The 14,770-nt window shown below is 41.1% G+C and carries 12 protein-coding genes; 2 read left to right on the top strand and 10 right to left on the bottom strand.

Features of this window, described 5'->3' with window-relative positions; translation table 11 throughout:
* Window positions 1-8 precede the first annotated feature (8 nt).
* From cps4B to ACT17O_RS02265, 5 genes are all read right to left on the bottom strand, one after another.
* On the bottom strand, window positions 9-740 hold the full coding sequence (cps4B, locus tag ACT17O_RS02285; protein WP_444817651.1) for a capsular polysaccharide biosynthesis protein Cps4B: 732 nt from the start codon (window positions 738-740) through the stop codon (window positions 9-11).
* A gap of 1 nt (window position 741) precedes the next feature.
* Window positions 742-2,187: an LCP family glycopolymer transferase CpsA gene (gene cpsA / locus ACT17O_RS02280; RefSeq protein ID WP_444817650.1), complete on the bottom strand. Its 1,446-nt coding sequence runs from the start codon at window positions 2,185-2,187 to the stop codon at window positions 742-744.
* Between the two features lie 216 nt (window positions 2,188-2,403).
* Window positions 2,404-4,362: a peptide ABC transporter substrate-binding protein gene (locus ACT17O_RS02275; RefSeq protein WP_444817649.1), complete on the bottom strand. Its 1,959-nt coding sequence runs from the start codon at window positions 4,360-4,362 to the stop codon at window positions 2,404-2,406.
* A gap of 147 nt (window positions 4,363-4,509) precedes the next feature.
* Window positions 4,510-6,477, bottom strand: coding sequence for a peptide ABC transporter substrate-binding protein (locus ACT17O_RS02270; RefSeq protein ID WP_444817648.1), 1,968 nt, complete (start codon window positions 6,475-6,477; stop codon window positions 4,510-4,512).
* A 168-nt stretch (window positions 6,478-6,645) separates the two neighbouring features.
* Window positions 6,646-8,256, bottom strand: a complete 1,611-nt coding sequence (locus ACT17O_RS02265) for a glycoside hydrolase family 13 protein (protein ID WP_444817647.1) — start codon at window positions 8,254-8,256, stop codon at window positions 6,646-6,648.
* Between the two features lie 152 nt (window positions 8,257-8,408).
* Between ACT17O_RS02265 and ACT17O_RS02260 the strand changes: the two genes are divergently transcribed.
* Complete coding sequence (locus tag ACT17O_RS02260) at window positions 8,409-9,893, top strand: DUF1846 domain-containing protein (protein ID WP_049504891.1); 1,485 nt, start codon at window positions 8,409-8,411, stop codon at window positions 9,891-9,893.
* A gap of 134 nt (window positions 9,894-10,027) precedes the next feature.
* Here the strand turns inward: ACT17O_RS02260 and ACT17O_RS02255 are convergent, their stop codons facing one another.
* Genes ACT17O_RS02255 through ACT17O_RS02235 form a run of 5 tightly spaced genes read right to left on the bottom strand, consistent with a single transcriptional unit; the run spans window position 10,028 to window position 13,956 of the window.
* Window positions 10,028-11,059 carry a sensor histidine kinase gene (locus tag ACT17O_RS02255; protein ID WP_444817646.1) on the bottom strand — a complete coding sequence of 344 codons (1,032 nt, stop codon included), beginning with the start codon at window positions 11,057-11,059 and terminating at the stop codon, window positions 10,028-10,030.
* The gene (locus tag ACT17O_RS02250; protein ID WP_000404920.1) at window positions 11,026-11,724 is read right to left on the bottom strand and encodes a response regulator transcription factor; all 699 of its coding nucleotides are present in this window, start codon (window positions 11,722-11,724) and stop codon (window positions 11,026-11,028) included. Before ACT17O_RS02250 ends, ACT17O_RS02255 begins: the two co-directional genes overlap by 34 nt.
* A 12-nt stretch (window positions 11,725-11,736) precedes the next feature.
* A complete protein-coding gene (locus ACT17O_RS02245; protein ID WP_000588277.1) occupies window positions 11,737-12,459 on the bottom strand; it encodes an ABC transporter permease in 723 nt (240 codons plus the stop codon).
* Window positions 12,459-13,247 carry a lantibiotic ABC transporter permease gene (locus ACT17O_RS02240; protein ID WP_444817645.1) on the bottom strand — a complete coding sequence of 263 codons (789 nt, stop codon included), beginning with the start codon at window positions 13,245-13,247 and terminating at the stop codon, window positions 12,459-12,461. The genes ACT17O_RS02245 and ACT17O_RS02240 overlap by 1 nt, the downstream gene beginning before the upstream one ends.
* Window position 13,248: 1 nt before the next feature.
* Window positions 13,249-13,956 carry an ABC transporter ATP-binding protein gene (locus ACT17O_RS02235; protein ID WP_444817644.1) on the bottom strand — a complete coding sequence of 236 codons (708 nt, stop codon included), beginning with the start codon at window positions 13,954-13,956 and terminating at the stop codon, window positions 13,249-13,251.
* Window positions 13,957-14,249: 293 nt separating this feature from the next.
* On the opposite strand from ACT17O_RS02235, the gene ACT17O_RS02230 reads away from it, so the two are divergent.
* Window positions 14,250-14,732: an S-ribosylhomocysteine lyase gene (locus ACT17O_RS02230; protein WP_000032544.1), complete on the top strand. Its 483-nt coding sequence runs from the start codon at window positions 14,250-14,252 to the stop codon at window positions 14,730-14,732.
* Window positions 14,733-14,770: the final 38 nt, after the last annotated feature.

Raw genomic sequence — 14,770 nt, 5'->3', positions numbered from 1 at the left:
TTTTTCTCCTAAATTAATTGATCCATTATTATTTTTCGGGGATTATCCTTAAAAAGTTCCTTAGCCTTATCTTCACTGTATTTTTTGGCAATGATATCATAGGCTTCCTCCATATGAGGAGGTCTGTGATCCAAGTTGTGCATATCACTTGCTATCACGTGAACCAGATCTCGTTCCAAGAAATACAGCGCCCTCTTTTTCATAAATTTATAGGTTTCTCCGAAGAGTTTTGGTTTCAAAACATGAGAACTATTAACCTGAGTATAACATCCCATATCAATCAGCTCTCGCACGCGCTTTTCATTACTTTCTAAAGCATCGTAACGTTCAATGTGGGCAATGACGGGTGTAATGCCTAGCATTAGAATATCACTCAACCCCTTATGTATATCCCGATAGGGTGTATTCATACTAAACTCAATCAAAGCATAGCGGCTATCGTTGAGGGTTGGGATTAATTTCTTTTCTAACTTCTCAACAACATCCGGCGTATAGTAGATTTCTGCCCCATAGGCAATGATTAAGTCATCCGCAACTTCCTTAGCCATTTCTCGCACCTTCAAAAAGTTAGTTGCGATTTTTTCTTCAGGAGTTTCGAACATCCCTTTTCGTCTATGCGAAGTTGAAACGATTGTTCTCACTCCTTGACTATAGGCCTCTCTTAGAAGCTTTTTACTTTCCTCTATCGACTTTGGACCATCATCCACATCGAAAACGATGTGCGAATGGATATCTATCATGCTACTTGCCCTCCATCACATCATTGATAGCAGCTTTGGCGGCAGCCAAGCTACTTTCATCGATTTCCATCATGTAGAGGTTACTATCTGGCATAGCGTATGAAGGAAGATCCGTGCGTCCAGTTCCTTTCAAGTCTTGAGAGTTGACTTTGTAGTTCCCGCCACTCTCCAATTGAGTATTAACCAGATCCATCATGGTTTCCAAAGGCATGTTGGTCTGAAGAGAATCTTGCAATCCTTGGATGATATTGTCATAGTTCTTCAAAGCCTCAGTTGATGTCAACTTCTGAATAATAGCTACAATAACCTTTTGTTGGTTCCGACCACGGTCACGATCTCCATCTGCTAGAGAGTAGCGCTCACGAACAAAACCAAGAGCCTGCTCAGAGTCTAGATGGACATTCCCAACAGGGAAATGATACTTGCCATGCAAAGAAGTGAAATCCTGATCATTATAGACATCAACGCCACCTAAAAGGTCAATCAACTTCAAGAAAGAGGTAAAGTTCAAGCGAACATAGTAATTGATATCAACCCCGTATAGATTTTCCAAAGTATGAATCGACGAGTCCACTCCATAAATCCCAGCGTGGGTCAATTTATCCTTTTGATTATTTCCCCCATCCGCAATCGGAACATAGGAATCTCGAGGCGTTGTAGTCAGAAGGATTTTCTTGGTATCTCGGTTCACAGTCATCAAAATGTTTACATCTGAACGCGAAACGGAACTAATCGGACCATAGGTATCAATACCACTCACATAAATATTGAAAGCTTTATTCTTCGATACCTTTGGTGCCGCAACATCCTTGGTTAGTTTTTTTGTATAGATTTTCTTAATTTTCGAAGCATAATCTGGATACTCTGCTTCGATGATGTTCTCAAAAACACTATTTAAGACAATTGCTTTAATTTCGCCAGAAAGCAGACTCTTATAAGCTGCTAGATAAGAAGCACTCTGTTCAACTGTCAAGTCTTTACTCTGTGTCGTATTAATATCCGCCATCAACTTTTGGATATTATCATTATCTGTTTCAGTCGGACCTGTAACACTCTCTAACTGAGTCACATTACTGATTTCACTATCTTTCAAAACGACCACACTCATCGAATACTCTGAGTAGTTTGAGGTCGCATTGATATGATTGGTAAAACCGACAAACTGTTGCAAAGCATAGAGAGAAACCGAGCTAACTACGATAGCAAGTGTCAAAAAGAAAACCGTAAACTTCTCGGCTTTTTTATACACTATCAGAAGGATTGCAATTACAGCAGAAATAAAAATAAGAACCGCCGTAAGGATATTGAGGTATCGAAAAGCTAGGATATTATGTTTAAAAATTAAGAACAGCAAAAAACCACTCAATAATAAATAAATGGTTGCTAAAACTATATTAACATTTCGTTTTACATTCCCTAAACGAGCTCTCTTTGAACGTCTACTCATAAATATCTCCCGTACATTATAATCTGAGCTATTATATCACAATTACACAAGAAATACCATACATCTAACTCACAATTTTTAGCGTTTTCATTCGCTTTTGTTCTCTTAAATTACACTAAAATTTGGCCAAATAAATTACACTAAAATTTGACCAAACTTACGAATGCGATTCTACACAAAAAGACAAGGCGCTTAGGGGCAACCTTGTCTGTAATCTTATTTTACGTGATTTTCAAACTCTTTCTGGCTCTTTTCGATAGCTTTTTTACTTTCTTCTTCCCACTTAGCCTTGGCTTCGTCAAATTGTTTCTTGGTAACAGGGTCTTTTTGTAATCTCATATACTTATAATTATTTCCGTCACCTTTGATACCTACTAGGGAGTAGGCACGTGTAAACGGAGTTACTTTGGTTACAGAGGCTGTACCGCCATTTGACATAGCAGACATGACTAGAGAATTGTCAATCATCCAAGCTTGTGCTTCAGCGTATTTTTCATAACGCTTAGCGACATCTTTGTTCTCTGCATCTGCTTCTTTCAGGAGTTGTGTATAGGTATCGAGCCCCAAACTCTTAATGAGCTCTTGGTCTTCCTTGGCATCAAGACCAAAAATTTTGAGATAGAAACCAGTTTCAGCATTGAAGGGGTCTAGATAAGTTGATGGATCCTGGTAATCACCAACCCAACCATCAAAGTTTAGGTCGTAGTCTCGAGCTGCTGGATTTGGTGCTAGGAAAGCAACATTTCCAAAGTCATCTGTAGAAAGCTGTTGAACATCAATGACGATATTGTCAGAACCTAGTACTGTTTCAAGGGTTTGTTTAACCGAGTTCATACCAGAAACCGCATTTTTATTCGTCTGATCAACAGGGACATCCAAATGGATTGGGAAAGTCACGCCTTGGGCTTCTAATTCCTTTTTAGCTTCCGCAAATTTTGCTTGGGCCTTTTCCTTGTTAAAGTAAGCATCTTGAGCGTCTGCCAAATTGATACCTGACCACTCAGTTCCGTAGTTCACAAGCTTAGAAGCTGTTACTTCTCCAAAGGTCTTATCTCCCACCTGAACAAATGTTGGGGGAACCAGAGTATTACGAAGGGTTTTGCTCGCTGCTTCTTCACCGTTAGATTGAGCAGAGTAGGCTGTTCGATCAATACCAAAGTTGATAGCCTGACGGAAATTTTTATTTAAGATAGCTGTTTGAGCTGATTTCTTTTGTTCGTCCGTTGTTTTAGCGGTATGATTATAGGTTTTGCGGTTGACGTTAAAGTTAAAGTACCAAGATGTCTTGTCTTGCAAGCTATAAACGATATTGTCTTGGTATTTTTCTTTTGTCTTAGCATAGTTCGAACTATTTGGATAGACTCCTGCAATCGAGTAAGCACCACTTTCAAAGTTTCGAATGGTCATCTCCTGATCTGACCCATCAAAGTAAGCTAACTTAACTTTTTCAATGGTGACTTTCTCATGATCATAGTAGTTAGGATTCTTCACATACTCGATGGAAGATTTTGATGTGAAATCTTTTAACAGATATGGACCGTTATAAAGGATGCTGTCTGGTGTCAAGGTACCAAAATCTTTATCCTTTGATTTCAAGAACTCTTCGTTGACTGGGAAAAGGATACTATTGGTTGTCTTTGAATTCCAGTACGGTTCTGGTCGAGTCAAGGTGTACTCGACTGTGTAATCATCCAAGGCTTTGACACCAACAGTTGAAAAGTCATTGGTCACACCCGTCACATAGTCATTCAATCCCTTGATTGAATTTTGGATCAGATCCATGGCTTGACCCTTGTTGTCCGCAGCATACTTAATCCCAGTGACAAAGTCTTGGGCTTTGACTGGAGCGTACTCTTCTCCATCAGCAGTGTACCACTTGGCATCTTTTCTAAGTTTATATGTATAGGTTAAACCATCCGCCGAAACTGACCAATCTTCAGCTAGAGCTGGCGTTAGATTCCCATAGCTATCATTTTCTAACAAGCCATCTACAAGGTTGGTAATAACAGCAGTATTATCTGCATAATAATCCAGAAGATAGTTAAAAGTTGTTGGATTCGCACTAAATGTGGATGAATAAGTGCTAGTATCTGTGTTGGACTGTCCACAAGCTGTCAGTAAAATCCCTGTTGCTAGGACAAGACCAGTTCTGATGAGTCTTTTTTTCATGTTCATCCTCTACTCCTTTATGTCACTTTTTATAACATATCCTTATTTTATCAAATTTATTCAAAAATGTAAAGTTACTACTTTTATGACAACTGGTGTCTCAAAACAAAAAAGGAAGCACAGTTTCCTGCAACTTCCTTTTCTGTTTATAGATTACTTGACGTGTTTTTCAAGTTCTTTTTGGTATTTGGCATTTGTTTCGATTTTTTCTTGTTGCCATTTCTTGAAGGCTTCTTCGTATTCTTTTGCAGTCACAACATCATTTTGCAATTCCAATCCTTTGAACACAAATGGGTCTCCCTTGATTCCGACTTGAGAGTATGCTTTTGTGAATGGTACAGTACGGCTAACAGTTGGAGAACCACCTGAAGAAGCAACTGGGATTAAAAGTGAACTATCCGATACCCAAGCTTGAGCTTTAGCATATTTTTCGTAACGCTTATTGAGGTCGCTTGTTTCAGCTGCGGCATCATCCAAGAGTTTCTTGTATTCGTCTAGACCGACTTGAGCCATCACTTCTGGATCTTTTCCACGAGTGATACCCAAGTGTTTAAGGGCAGAACCCTTCTTAGCATCAAGAATGTTTAGGTAGGTAGCTGGGTCTTGATAGTCTGGTCCCCAACCAGTTCCATTCAAGTCGTAATCTTTTTGTGCTGGAACCTTAGCTTGGGACGTAATGCTTATTTTTTCATTATCTGTCATTTGAAGGACATCGACAATGACATTCTCTGTACCAAGTGATGATTCGATTGACTGCTTGAGTGAGTTGGTTTGTTGAACCGCGATTACATCTGTTTGTTCAACCGGGATATCCAAATGGATTGGGAAGGTAACTCCCTTGCCCTGCAATTCTTCCTTGGCTTTAGCAAAGGCAGCCTTAGCTTTTTCAGGACTGTAAATCGTATCCTTGCCATCTGTAAGGGCTACATCTTTCCACTGGTCTCCATATGAAACAAGCTCTGCCTGCGCCAACTCTCCAAAGGTCTTTTCGCCTACTTGAACGTAGTCATGAGGCACTAGGCTGTTACGGATAATCTTGTTCGCACCTTCTTCACCATTCAACTGAGCAGTATAAGAATGACGGTCAAGGGCAAAGTTCAGCGCCTGACGGAAGTTCTTGTTGAGAAGAGCTTCTTTCGTTGAAGTTTTTTGAGCCTCGTCTGTTTTGGCTGTTTTATTGTAAGATTGGCGGTTTACGTTAACAGTAAGGTAGTAGCTTGTCGCTTCTTGTGGACTATAAACAATCTTATCGCCGTACTCTTGTTTAGTTGACTCAAAGTTTGAGCTTGTTGGGAAGAGTCGGGCTGTTGTATAGGCACCTTGTGTAAAGCTGCGAATCAAGGATTCTTGATCTGATCCATCGTAGAAGGTTAGTTTAATATTGTCAATCTTAACATTGTCCTTATCCCAGTAGTTTGGATTCTTTTCATATTCAATGACTGATTTTGAAGTCAATGATTTCAAGAAATAAGGACCATTGTATAGGATACCTGATGGGGTTGGTGCACCGTAGTCGCTCCCTTTAGAATTCAAAAATTCTTCATTAACTGGAAGCATGGTTGCAGTTGTGACCTTAGAGTTCCAGAAACTCTCTGGTTTGTTGAGCGTGTATTCTACCGTGTAATCATCAACAGCCTTAACTCCTACGGTAGAGAAATCATTGCTCTCACCACTGACATACTCTGCCAAACCTTTGATAGAATCCTGAATCAAAGAAAGACCATCTGATTTTCCGTCAGCAGCATGTTTAAGCCCAGTAACAAAGTCTTTGGCCTTAACTTCAGCGTATTCTTCTCCATCAGAAGTATACCATTTTACACCCTTACGAAGTTTGTAGGTGTAAGTCAACCCATCCTTTGAAACAGACCAGTCTTCTGCAAGTGATGGAATTAAGTTCCCATACTTGTCATTTTCCAAAAGACCATCGACAACGTTTGCTATAACGTCAGAAGTTGAGCTCTTGCTCGTCACACTATAGTCCAAAGAAGATGGATCCATAGCGTAGACATAAGAGAATGTCTTGGGAGCATCCGCTTTCTTTTCACTTTGCCCACAAGCAGTTAACAGTAGGGCTGCACTCAAAACAGCACCTGCTCCTAAGAGCCACTTTTTCGATTTCATAAGTAATCTCCTTAAAGATAGTGTTTTCACCATTATACCCTATTTTTTCATAAAAGCAAGGACTTTCGCCAGATTTTTTAGAAAATTCTAACAAATATTTTTTAAAGATTTTTCAATACAATTTTTAGTAAAAAACCTCAAGCTTCAAAAGCTTGAGGTTTACTCATTTTAGTCAGTCAGTTCCACACAGAAAGCATCCCATGGAGCCAAGGTTTGTTTTTCAACTGCTTCTTTAGCAGTAGTGTTTTCAATCAAGATTGACTTAACTCTTCCTTCTACTAAAAAGTTTTGTTTTTCATTGGACAAGTTAGCCACAACTAGGAAGCGACGTGCACCATCCTTACGGATATAAGCAAATACCTTATCAGCCGTATCAAGCAATTCAAAGTCAGCTCGAATCAGCCAACTATTCTCCTTACGAATTTGAACCAGTTCCTGATAGGTATAGAAAATAGAATCTGGATTTGCCAGCGCTTCCTGAACGTTGATCTCTTCATAGTTTGGATTAACTGCCAACCAAGGTTGACCTGTTGAGAAGCCAGCGTTTTTACTCTCATCCCATTGCATTGGAGTACGGGCATTGTCACGACCGATGACACGGATACTATCCATGATTTCTTCTATCGGAACGCCTTTTTCAAGAGCTTCACGCGCATAGTTGAGAGATTCAATATCTTCTACTTGATCCAGTGTTTCAAACGGATAATTGGTCATCCCAATCTCTTCACCCTGGTAAATATAGGGTGTTCCTCTCATAAGATGAAGCAAAATCGCAAAGGCTTTAGCAGATTTTTCGCGATATTCGTGGTCATTTCCCCAAATAGAGACGATGCGAGGAAGGTCATGGTTGTTCCAGAAGAGGGAATTCCAGCCGTCCTCAACTCCTAACTCTGTCTGCCATTTGTTGAAAATTTCTTTTAACTTCCCTACATTTAACTCTTTTTGGTAGTGCCACTTAGGTTGCCCTTCCTGATACTGAAGACAGATGTGTTCAAACTGGAAGACCATAGACAATTCTTGTCCCTTTGGATCCGAGTAGAGCTTAGCAATCTCTGGCGTTGCACCCCAGGTCTCTCCTACTGTCAATAGATCTTTATCTCCAAAGGTCGCCTGATTCATTTCCTTGAGATAGGGATGGAGCATGGGACCATTATTGACTACTTTCTCATCAGGAATTTTCCCAATCATGTCAATAACATCCATACGAAAACCACCAATACCTTTATCAATCCAGAAGTTCATCATCTCGTAAATTTTCTGGCGCAGTTTTTCATTCTCCCAGTTGAGATCGGGCTGTTTCTTACTGAAAAAGTGGAGATAGTATTGACCTGACTTTTCATCGTATTCCCAAGCAGACCCACTAAAGATAGACTCCAAATCATTGGGCTCATCTCGCCAGATATAGTAGTCACGCTCAGGGCTATCAGGATTTTCACAAGCCTCGACAAACCATGCGTGTTCATCTGAGGTATGATTGACCACCAAGTCCATGATAATTCGAATACCACGTTTCTTAGCTTCTGCGATCAGTTCATCCATGTCCTCCATGGTTCCGAAAATAGTAGCAATCGCTTGATAATCAGCAATATCATAACCATTATCATCCATAGGACTGTCATAAACAGGAGAAAGCCAAATCGCTGTAATCCCTAGCTTGGCTAGATAGTCTAACTTACTCGTAATTCCTGGCAAATCACCAATTCCATCTCCGTTGCTGTCCATAAAACTCTTGGGATAGACTTGATAGACTACGGCATTGTGCCACCATTTTTCTTGCATCTTCTCACCTCATTATTTTAATAATCTATAGTCTATGATAGCGCTTTTTTAAACTTAGTGCAAGCGTTTGCCTAATCTTTTTGATTTCTTTTTTGACTCCGTAGTTTCCTATCTTCCAATTTTTTATTATAATAGAGGTCAGAGGTAAAAAAATGAAAAAACAAGCTTTTAGTTCTGAACAATATTTGAATCTACAGCGCGACCACATTTTGGAGCGCATCAACCAATTTGACGGCAAGCTCTACTTGGAGTTTGGTGGCAAAATGTTGGAAGATTTCCACGCTGCTCGTGTCCTTCCTGGTTATGAGCCTGACAATAAAATCAAGCTCTTGCAAGAATTGAAAGAGCAAGTTGAGGTTGTGATTGCCATTAATGCTAGCAACATCGAGCATTCTAAAGCGCGTGGCGACCTAGGCATTTCTTATGACCAAGAAGTTCTTCGCTTGATTGACAAATTCAATGAGCTGGGAATTTTTGTTGGTTCGGTTGTCATCACACAATACGCTGGCCAACCCGCTGCAGATGCCTTCCGCAACCAGTTAGATAAAAACGGGATTGATTCCTATCTTCATTATCCAATCAAAGGATACCCGACGGATATGGATCACATCATTTCTCCAGAAGGTATGGGGAAAAACGACTACATCAAAACCAGTCGCAACTTGATTGTCGTAACCGCTCCTGGACCTGGTTCTGGAAAATTGGCAACTTGTATGTCCAATATGTACCATGACCAACTCAATGGCATCAAGTCTGGTTACGCTAAGTTTGAAACCTTCCCAGTTTGGAATCTTCCCCTTCATCATCCGGTCAACTTGGCCTACGAGGCTGCAACCGCAGACCTTGATGATGTCAATATGATTGACCCTTTCCATCTCCAAACCTACGGAGAAACCACTGTCAATTACAACCGTGATATCGAAATTTTCCCAGTGCTCAAACGTATGTTGGAACGTATCCTAGGTGAATCTCCATACGCTTCACCAACAGACATGGGTGTCAACATGGTTGGTTTCGCTATTACAGATGATGAAGCCGCTGTCGAAGCTTCTAAACAAGAAATCATCCGTCGCTACTATCAAACTGTTCTTGATTTTAAAGCTGAAAAAGTCGGAGAAACTGCTGTCAAGAAGATTGAACTTCTCATGAACGACCTCGGCATCACACCTGCAGACCGTAAGGTTGCTGTCGCTGCACGCCAAAAAGCAGAAGAAACTGGTGGCCCTGCCCTAGCCCTTGAATTGCCAAATGGGGAAATCGTGACTGGTAAAAACTCTGAACTCTTTGGTCCTACAGCTGCTGCCTTGATCAATGCCATCAAAAAATCAGCTAACATCGCTAAGGAAGTAAAATTAATCGAGCCTGAAGTCGTCAAACCAATTCAAGGTCTTAAAATCAATCATCTAGGTAGCCGCAATCCTCGCCTCCACTCAAATGAAATTTTGATTGCACTTGCAATCACAGCTATGGAAAATCCTGATGCTGCGCGTGCCATGGAAGAACTTGGGAATCTCAAAGGAAGCGAAGCTCATTCAACCATCATCCTGACCGATGAAGACAAGAATGTCCTACGAAAATTGGGTATCAACGTAACCTTTGACCCATTCTACCAATACGATCGCTTGTATCGCAAATAAATAAACAAGGCTGGACAAAAACTCAATTCGAGATAAAAATCCAGTAAATCTTTACATAATAAAAAAATCAAACGCATAATATCAAGTCTTTTGGACACTTGGTATTATGCGTTTTTATGATTTTCCATTCTCATTTATTTCAATGAAATTGTCAACTCGACACAGGCTCCTACTTGGTCTAGATTGAGCAGGGTCAGACGACCACCGTGCAAGAGAGCTACTTGCTTAGAAAAGGCTAAGCCGATTCCATGATGGGGATTAGCTGAATTGCGGCTTTGGTCACTCTGGTAAAAGAGCAGTTCTGCTCCCAGCAGCATCTCCTCAGAAAATGCAGGGCCATTGTTCCAGATAGCAAAAACCAACTGGTCCTGCTGCACTGATACCGTTAGCTTGACTTCCTTTTGGTCCTGATTAGCATGTTCAAGCGCATTCAGTAAGATATTGAGCAAAGCCCGCTTGAGATAGTCCAAATGAATGGACAATCTCAAGCTAAGATCACAATCTTCTTGGAGATAAAAATGATAGCTTTCCTGTTTGCTGAACAGTGCCCAATCATCCTGTAGATAAGCCAAAAAATCCCCTAAGGAAAGCTGAATGAACTGATTAGAATCAATCTGAAAAGTCTTAGCGTAATCAATCAAAGAGCCACAATACTCTTCCATCTTGTGACTGGCCTGCAAAATCTCAGAAGCATAGTCTGCCTGTGGCTGGCCTAACTGCGCCAATTCCAAGAGTTCAGCATTCCCCTTAATTACAGTTAGGGGCGTCTTCAAATCGTGCGATGTCGCTGATAGCTGTAAAATCAACTCCTGATTATGCTGCTGCTCTCTTTCTAGAAGATGAGCATTTTCTTGGTGGCTGCTCCGTAAATCGCTATAAACTTCTAGCATTTCCTCAATCCGAAAAAGCTGACTTTGATTTTCTTCTAAAAGCTTCTCGCTCTTTAGCATTTTTATTTCCCTGTCGATTTTTCGGAGCAATTTCAAAATATGATAAAAAGTAATCAGCAGCAAGCTCCCTGCCCAGAAGAACAAGGTGAAAAGAACGTAATCACTTCCTTGCGTAAATTCATAGCCTATAAGCACAAAAATCAAAACATGGAAAAAGACGATTTTTAAACTGGTTGTCCAAACTAGGCTTTTGAAATTTCGGGTTCTAATTGCCATCTATAGCCTACTCCTCTCACTGTTGCGATTGCTTGCAGCCCTTCTTGTTTGCATTTTTGGCGAATCTGATATACGTATTCTGAGATGGAGCGAAGCTGTGTTTCTGAGCTTTCTGGGTAAAGCAAGGTATGCAGGCGTTCAGCTGAAAAGGTCTGCTTGGGATTGCTAGCTAGTAAATGCAGCAACTTAAACTCTCGCTCTGAAAATTTCAAGACTTTACCAAAATAGGCAACTTCATAGCGCTCTGGATAAAATTGACAAGAAGCAATTTCAGAATAGCGCTCCTCCCGTCTTTCCTCCCGCCGAAGATGAGCTCTGACACGCGCCAGCAATTCTTTGGTCCCAAAAGGCTTGACAATATAGTCATCTGCTCCGCGAAAGAGCCCTTCCACCTTGTCCGCCTCTAACTCCTTAGCTGTCAGAAAGATAATTGGACACGAAAGATGAGGACGAATGTAGGAACACAGCTCAAAACCATTAACAGGCTCCATCATCACATCTAGCAGAATCAAATCATATCCTACAAAATCCGTCAGCTCGAGCTCTTCTATCCGATCAAGCGTCGTCACGTCATAAGCATCTAGCTCTAGGACGTTTTTCACCAGCTTTAAAATGCTCCGGTCGTCATCAACCACCAAAATACGATACTGTCTCATGATTTCCATTATAGCATACCTCTAGCGAACATCTCGTTTCAAGGTCAAGAATATAGCAGAGCTCCAAATCAAAGCTAGCCAGAACAGCTGTATTCCCAACCCTGATAGATCTATTGAATGCTGAAGCCCTTCATACTCAAAAAGATTTAGCGTAGCCAGATCGGGCAGGTACTTTGCTTCTTTGATAAAAGTTGCCAATAAACGGCTAAGACCAATCAAGAGAGGAAATAGCACCGACACCGGCACAACCCAAGATTGAAAGAGCAAAGCGAGGCCAGCAGCTAAAAGAGCCAGAAAAAGATTGCTGAGAAGACCAAAAGAGCTGTAATAGAGGAATTTCCCCAGTAAGGGCCAGCTAAAGTCTAGGTCAAATCGAGCCAGCATAACAAAGAAACAGCTGCCTATCATGACACTGTAGAGAACCAAGAGCAGAACGGCCAGAAAAAGGAATTTCCCAGCCAACCAAGCCTTTCTATTTGATACGGTTAGAAAATTCGTTCGCATCCCAGACTTGACAAACTCCTGGGCAAAATAGAGGGAAGTAAAGATGACGATGACAGGCTGCGCCAGATAGAGAGCATGCAAAGCTTCACTCAGAGCCTTTGTCTGGCCAACTGCTGTCTGACTGTAGTCAAGATTCATCAGAAAAAAAGGAACGACTACCAGAGCCACAAAGGCGGCACCAAGAACGAGATAGTAAGAACGAAACTTAATCCATTCACTTTTAAGCAGAGCTTTTATCATCAGTAGCGTCCTCCTAAATCCGTCTTCAAAAAGCGCAGAGAGGCCATGACGCCGATAACTAGCAACCATACGCTTAGTATCAAGAGTCCTTGCAAGGGATTGTTGGCATATTGGGAAGTCGGCGTTGCAACAAATAACTCTCCTGCGGGCTGGGGCAGATAAGCTCCCCAACTCGTGTGAGCAGCTAGGTAGTTTCCTAAATTATAGATTTGGGGTACGAGAAAAAGCAGAGGAACTAGCATGGTCCGAGCCAATAAACCTAACAAAAACGAAAGGATTCCCAATAAGGTTAGAGATAAGGTTTTCCACAAAATCAAACTCCAAGCTGCCTGATTGAGCAAAATCGGATCAAGCCCTTCCTTTCCTAAAGCCAGATGCATGACCATATAACTCAAATAAATGGATAACAAGCTAATGATGAGTGAAAACAAACCAAAGGTCAATATTTTCCCCACGAGTAGCTTCAGGCGGTTATTACAGGCCAATAGACTGGTTCGCAAGCTATGAGACTGAAATTCCATTGCTCCCAAAATTCCAGCTAAGATGACTAAAACCATACCACCCATAGAAGCGCCATTAAGTCCTAGATATTCCAGCGGATCAATAGCTTCTGCCAGACCGGGAACCGTCTCAGGGGTCGCATCTAAACCGATAGACAGATACTGGCGTCCCTCTAGCCATGACACAACAGGTACCAATAACAGCATAAAGACCATGCTTACCCTGAAAGCCTTGGTTGATTGGATTTTCAACCACTCTGAACGCAATAAGGACATCGTCTCTTTCATCTTAAACCTCCTCTGTTAAGTCGAAGAAGAGCTCTTCTAAACTATCTGTTCCTTGTAATACATCTTCTAGCGTTCCCTGTTCGATAATTTGCCCATGATGAATCAAGACTACATCATCTGTTACCATTTGTACCTCAGACAGGATATGAGAGGATAGAAGTACCGTTTTCCCTAAATCAGCCTGCTGGCGAATGAACCTTCTAAACCACTTAATCCCACTTGGATCCAAGCCATTGGTCGGCTCATCTAATATTAGAAACTGAGGATCACCTAGTAAAGCTACTGCCAACCCCAGGCGCTGCCCCTCTCCTAGAGACAGGCTTGATAAGAAATCCTTTTTCTTATGAGCGATCCCAGTCATCTCCAATACCTCATCAATCCGAAACTTTGGAATGACATTACTTGCAGCAATAATATGCAGATGGTCGTGAACCTTTCTATTTGGCAGACCCCCCATACCGTCAAAAGCTGCACCTACCGTTTTGAGAGGATAAATCATTGACTGATAGGTTTGTCCATCAAAAGTCGCAGTCCCAGAGGTCGCTCGATCTAATCCCAAAAGAATCCTCAAAGTCGAGCTTTTCCCTGCACCATTATGCCCTAGAAAAGCCGTAATGCGACCACTCCTAGCTGTAAAAGAAATATCCTTTAAAATTTGCTTGTCTCCATATTTTTTAGAAACACGATCAATTTTTACAATATGTTCCATACTGAACTCCTTTATCTTTATTTTCTCCAGTATACCCAATCTAGTTCAGAATTAGTTCAGAGATTAAACAGAAATTTCAGAAAAAGTTGATCCACTTTTCAAAAGTCACCTTAGTTCCACTAGAAAAACTACTTTTCTTTCACAAGGTATTCTTCTCTTCATTCTTTCTTTATAATTTTGAGGTTTATGTATAGAGACTTTATTATCATTCTAGTACCAAAAAGTCATTTATCAAACTCCATCAACAGCACCCTTTATGATATAATGAAAGAAGAAAACTGAAAGGAACTACCATGTCAAAAGAAGTTATTGTTGAAAGTTTTGAACTTGACCACACCATTGTTAAAGCACCTTATGTTCGCTTGATTGGGGAAGAAACGGGGCCAAAGGGAGACATCATCTCCAACTTTGATATTCGCTTGGTACAGCCAAATGAAGACTCTATCCCTACTGCTGGGCTTCACACTATCGAACACCTCTTGGCCAAACTCATCCGTACCCGAATTGACGGCATGATTGACTGTTCACCATTTGGTTGTCGCACAGGCTTCCACATGATTATGTGGGGTCGCCATACCAGTGCTGAAATTGCAGCCGTTATCAAGGATTCGCTCAAGGAAATTGCTGAAACCACTACTTGGGAAGATGTCCCTGGAACAACCATCGAATCTTGCGGAAACTACAAGGACCACAGCCTCTTTTCTGCTAAAGAATGGGCAAAACTCATCCTGGAACAAGGAATTTCAGATGATGCCTTTGAGCGCCATGTCATCTAAACACAAAAAGGAACCAGCTTTTAGCTAGTTCCTTCTTT

The organism is Streptococcus sp. HJ1, from assembly GCF_052399005.1.
In the GTDB taxonomy this organism is placed as follows: Bacteria; Bacillota; Bacilli; order Lactobacillales; family Streptococcaceae; genus Streptococcus.
This window is presented reverse-complemented; position numbering and strand designations above follow the sequence as displayed.

Coding starts and splice junctions, on each gene's coding strand:
- ACT17O_RS02260 (WP_049504891.1), top strand. CDS start 8,409: ATGAAAAAACAAGCTTTTAGTTCTGAACAATATTTGAATCTACAGCGC.
- ACT17O_RS02265 (WP_444817647.1), bottom strand. CDS start 8,256: ATGCAAGAAAAATGGTGGCACAATGCCGTAGTCTATCAAGTCTATCCC.
- ACT17O_RS02240 (WP_444817645.1), bottom strand. CDS start 13,247: ATGAAAGAGACGATGTCCTTATTGCGTTCAGAGTGGTTGAAAATCCAA.
- ACT17O_RS02275 (WP_444817649.1), bottom strand. CDS start 4,362: ATGAACATGAAAAAAAGACTCATCAGAACTGGTCTTGTCCTAGCAACA.
- cpsA (WP_444817650.1), bottom strand. CDS start 2,187: ATGAGTAGACGTTCAAAGAGAGCTCGTTTAGGGAATGTAAAACGAAAT.
- ACT17O_RS02270 (WP_444817648.1), bottom strand. CDS start 6,477: ATGAAATCGAAAAAGTGGCTCTTAGGAGCAGGTGCTGTTTTGAGTGCA.
- ACT17O_RS02255 (WP_444817646.1), bottom strand. CDS start 11,059: ATGGCAATTAGAACCCGAAATTTCAAAAGCCTAGTTTGGACAACCAGT.
- ACT17O_RS02245 (WP_000588277.1), bottom strand. CDS start 12,459: ATGATAAAAGCTCTGCTTAAAAGTGAATGGATTAAGTTTCGTTCTTAC.
- cps4B (WP_444817651.1), bottom strand. CDS start 740: ATGATAGATATCCATTCGCACATCGTTTTCGATGTGGATGATGGTCCA.
- ACT17O_RS02235 (WP_444817644.1), bottom strand. CDS start 13,956: ATGGAACATATTGTAAAAATTGATCGTGTTTCTAAAAAATATGGAGAC.
- ACT17O_RS02250 (WP_000404920.1), bottom strand. CDS start 11,724: ATGGAAATCATGAGACAGTATCGTATTTTGGTGGTTGATGACGACCGG.
- ACT17O_RS02230 (WP_000032544.1), top strand. CDS start 14,250: ATGTCAAAAGAAGTTATTGTTGAAAGTTTTGAACTTGACCACACCATT.